Here is a 3,612-nt window from a genome sequence, read left to right as displayed (position 1 = left end):
TATGAACGGCGTAATAATATTTGATAATCGTAATGCCGATAACCCATCAGTAGTATTTGCAGATTCAGGTACTCTTAATATATATGATAATAACCCGATTTTTGAACTTAATAAAGGTCTAAGACAAGAGTATGACGTAAACGGTAATTTAACTCAGCTAACTTTTGATTCTTTAATGATAAAGCTACAAAATGATAATCCTTTAGCATCACAAAGAACTCAACATAACAAAGAAGCAAACGAATATTATATAAGCGAATTACTTGACCCTCCTCATGATTTAGCTATTACTAAAAAAATTAAATTAATTGCTGAAGCACATCAAAGAATAATTTGGCCTTTATATAATTTTGTATTACCTTTTTTAGCACTTGCGGTTTTTTTGAGATATCCTTATAGCAAAAAGACAGCTTTTATGCCGGTATTATTTTCAGCTTTGACAGTATTGCTTGTTACTTCAATTCATTTTATATTGCAAAATTTTGCTTCAAAAAATCTAGATTTTATTTTTGCGTGTTATTCCAATTTGGTTATTGCCTTAACGATGGGATTATATTTATTTGTACGGTAGAAGGGTATAAATTTATTCTATCTTATTCCACGAACTTCGTGCGTCTTGTTTAAAGCAATCAATTTTGTTTTGTGGCGTAGTAAATTTATTTATTTTTGCCGCTAATTCTTTTAAATCTTCCGGCAAATCAGTTATTATAATTATTCTTTTAAAAATCTTAATATAATCCTTAACTTGTAAAATTTTTTCTATATCTATGGGAGAAATGAGAATAAGGACACTTGCATTATTAGGATTTTGTAACTCATCGGTAATATAAATCGGCTGTTTTTCAGGCTGTGGGTCAAGTTTACTACCGTGAGGTATAAATTGCTTACGTGAATAAGTCCAAAGACTTTTATTAAGCATTTCTTGTTGATCTGCATCTATTGTTAATACAACACTTTTAAGATCAGAGTGATAGCATTTTTCTATCAGAAGCAATATCGATTTTAGAAGTAATTCATCGCTTGTTTGATAAATACTAAATTGCTGCATAAAAATTTTATAATTAATTGTTCATTCAGTTCTATTGATCTACAACGCCATCGTCTGCTCCTTGGACTAATACTTCATCATCTACTTTACTTGTTTTATTGACTATAAATTTCCCAAGATTTTCATTTAAATAACTTAGCGTTTCCCTAGTTATATTATTATTATGTATAATATTTTTAATATCCTCAATCACTTTTTCAGAAGCGAAATTTTGTACTTCACATAGTATGTTCTTTATTTTAACTTTATCTTCGTAACTAACAGCATTAGTAGGTTCGTTTTTTAACTTAATAAGCATTTTTTCCAGTAACTCATTAGTTCCTATATTTTCTTGTTTTAAACTTGAAACTTGTAGTCCATCTTTCTTTTTTACTTTTTTATCCAAAGATTTTCTAATAGGCTTTAAAAAATTTTCACGTCGACTATCAGTAAAACTGTTCGAAAAACTTGTAAATTTTTCTTCTTCCGTACTACTTTTTAAATCTGTTACTTTACTTTGGTCCAAAGGTTGTCTAACAAAAGGTTCTGAATATTTTTTGATTCGAGTTTTAGTAAAACCTTCCAAAAATTTTGCATATTCTTCTTTTTCTGTGCTGCTTTTTAAATATGTTACTTTACTTTTGTCCAAAGGTTGCTTAACAAAAGACCCTGAATATTTTGTGCGTTGACTATCAGTTAAACTTTCCAAAAATCTTTCAAGTTTTTCTTTTTCTTTATTCTCTTTCTTATTTTCCAATTGGTTTATTTTTACAGATAAGGTTGATGTAAAGGTAGTTGCGGTAGCTATCGGTTCTTGGGAAGCAGCGGTTTGAGAAGAAACTTCTGTTACTTCACTTTCGTCGGTTTCGTTGTTGAGAGGTGGACGCATAGCTATACTCTTATTAAATTAAAAAATTATCTAAAATATTAAGAAGCTTATTTATTATTTAGTATACAAGTAACTTCAAGGTAATTAATAGATTTAACTTAAGAACTATAAAATTAAAGTTATAAAAACTAAAGAATGGTACGGATGAAGGGACTTGAACCCCCACGCCTCGCGGCACAAGAACCTAAATCTTGCATGTCTACCAGTTCCATCACATCCGCATATGATAATGTCGTTACCGTAAGGTATTGTTGCGTGGTTCAGTTTTTTTGTCATTGCGAGGAAATTGCATAGCAATTGACGAAGCAATCTCAGGAATTTGTTATTATTTTATGAGATTGCCGCACAGCCTACGGCTGCTCGCAATGACGTTTTCTGATCCACACAACAATGACATCAAAGTATTTCCATCAAAAAATTATAATACACATCATATAATTTTTGTAAATCGTTAATTTTGGTGGATTCGTTTATTTTATGTGCCATTTCGGATAATAAACCGAGCTCCACTAAGGAGCAATAATCTTTGACAAATCTTGCATCCGACGTACCGCCGCTTGTAGAGAATTCGGGCTTTATTTTTAACGTTCTCTCTACTATATCAGCAAATTCTTTTATTTTATCGTTAGGGTTCTGAATAAAACTTTCAGCAGAACTACTATATTCTAGGTTATAATCTACTTTATATTCTTTGCAATGTCGTTTAATAATTTCTTCTACCTGTTTTGCTAAAGTTTCTGCATTATGTAAATTATTAAAACGTATATTGAAAGATGCTTCCGCACTTGCCGGAATTACATTTAGAGTATTATTACCGACATTGATATTCGTCACTTCAAGATTTGAACTTTGAAAAAATTCTGTCCCTTCATCAAGTTTTATATTTATTAACTCGTTCAATATTCTTATTAAGCAAGGCAACGGGTTATTTGCTTTATGAGGATAAGCTACATGTCCGCCTAAGCCTTCTATATTTAATTTAAAGTTAACGCTTCCTCTTCTGCCGATTTTAATTGTATCGCCTATCTCTTTTTCGCAAGTAGGCTCACCGACAATAGCAAAGTCGATTTTATGCCCTTGATCATAAATATATTGTAGCATTTCTTTAGTACCGTGCTTTGCTTTTCCCTCTTCATCACTAGTAAGTAAAAAACTAACAGAACCTTTAAAATCAGTATTATTTTTTATAAAATCTAAGCTAGCTGCTAGAAAGCACGCTATAGCCCCTTTCATATCAACTATGCCCCTGCCATATATCTTCCCGTCTTGCTCATGAGCCTTAAATGGACTCGCATTATGCCAAAGATGATAATCGCCCGCAGGTACTACATCTACATGCCCGACAAAGCAAATATTAGGTTTGCCGTTACCATACACGGCATAAAGGTTAGTTACTTGCTCTTCTGCCTCACCGAATATCTTTATTTCAGTCTTAAAGCCGTGTTTTTTAAGCAAACCGTCAATATACTCAATAGCCCCGGCACTCTCAGGAGTTACAGACTTAAAACCGATTAAGTTTTTTAGGTAGTTGAGGTGCATTAGTATTATTTTTTGATTAAGTTTGTTGCCAAAGGGAATCTAGCCTTGTTTTTAGTTTGTTTTCAAAAAGCATTACGGTTTCTTTTTGTAATGCAATCATATTGCGCTCAGTTTCAAGTTTAGCAACTATTTGTTTTTGTACATTAAGAGGTGGAAG

4 protein-coding genes and 1 tRNA gene are annotated in these 3,612 nt (G+C 31.8%); 1 reads left to right on the top strand and 4 read right to left on the bottom strand.

The features are described from left to right. The coding region (locus tag AC1Z7D_RS06540) for an LptF/LptG family permease (protein WP_482603015.1) at positions 1-571 on the top strand (571 nt) is incomplete at its 5' end. 12 nt (positions 572-583) lie between these two features. Here the strand turns inward: AC1Z7D_RS06540 and AC1Z7D_RS06535 are convergent. The 4 genes from AC1Z7D_RS06535 to dapE all read right to left on the bottom strand — a co-directional run bounded on the left by AC1Z7D_RS06535 (position 584) and on the right by dapE (position 3,455). After that, positions 584-1,048: a DNA polymerase III subunit chi gene (locus AC1Z7D_RS06535; RefSeq protein ID WP_482603013.1), complete on the bottom strand. Its 465-nt coding sequence runs from the start codon at positions 1,046-1,048 to the stop codon at positions 584-586. A gap of 31 nt (positions 1,049-1,079) precedes the next feature. Continuing rightward, positions 1,080-1,916, bottom strand: a complete 837-nt coding sequence (locus AC1Z7D_RS06530) for a hypothetical protein (protein ID WP_482603011.1) — start codon at positions 1,914-1,916, stop codon at positions 1,080-1,082. A gap of 136 nt (positions 1,917-2,052) precedes the next feature. Next, positions 2,053-2,137, bottom strand: a tRNA-Leu gene (locus AC1Z7D_RS06525). A 175-nt stretch (positions 2,138-2,312) separates the two neighbouring features. After that, positions 2,313-3,455 carry a succinyl-diaminopimelate desuccinylase gene (gene dapE, locus AC1Z7D_RS06520; RefSeq protein WP_482603009.1) on the bottom strand — a complete coding sequence of 381 codons (1,143 nt, stop codon included), beginning with the start codon at positions 3,453-3,455 and terminating at the stop codon, positions 2,313-2,315. Positions 3,456-3,612: the final 157 nt, after the last annotated feature.

This window comes from Rickettsia sp. (assembly GCF_965035265.1).
This window is presented reverse-complemented; position numbering and strand designations above follow the sequence as displayed.